Source organism: Vibrio sp. 1249-1 (assembly GCF_033340495.1).
This window is the reverse complement of record NZ_JAWOWJ010000966.1, coordinates 1-560: the sequence shown is the minus strand read 5'-3', so window position 1 is coordinate 560 and position 560 is coordinate 1. Positions and strand designations below refer to the sequence as shown.

Genomic DNA, 560 nt, shown 5'->3' with positions numbered 1-560 from the left:
AGGTGGTGCCGCTGACCCGTTCTCCGCTATCGACTTATCTGGTGTGGCAACCAAAATCGGCGCGGCAGGTCTGGTGATTGTCGGCATTACTATGGCTTACAAATCCATCACTCTTGCTAAGCGTGCTGTGAAACTGGCTTAAGTTTATGTTGGCCATTCTTCACGATGTCATTCTCATCGTCTTTGTGCTTTTGGGTGGCATGGCTGGATTTGTGGCCTCTCAAAACTTTAGGGGATAGGGGGCTTCGGTCCCCTTTTTTAATGAGGTTTATACATGAGTATTAAACAAAGCATTGCGGCACTGGTGATACTTTTGAGTGTTTCGTTTAGTGCTTTTTCTGCAAAGGACTATGACAAAACAAAACTTTATCGTGTTACTGGGCTTTCTGGTCAATATAGTTGGCCTTCCGAATACTGCGGTTTATCTGTTGGTCAAGTTACTAATATCACTCCTTGTCTTGGTGTTAGGTTTACATCTACTACTGATATGAAGGAGTACACGGTTAGTTCGGTCTGGGTTGATAATGGTTACCTTGTTGCGTCGTCGGGAGGTCGTTATT

General features: G+C 44.6%; 1 protein-coding gene. It reads left to right on the top strand.

Annotated features, from left to right (window positions below):
* Window positions 1-274: 274 nt before the first annotated feature.
* On the top strand, window positions 275-560 hold a 286-nt coding region (locus tag R7Z50_RS29960), incomplete at its 3' end, for a hypothetical protein (protein WP_318150078.1).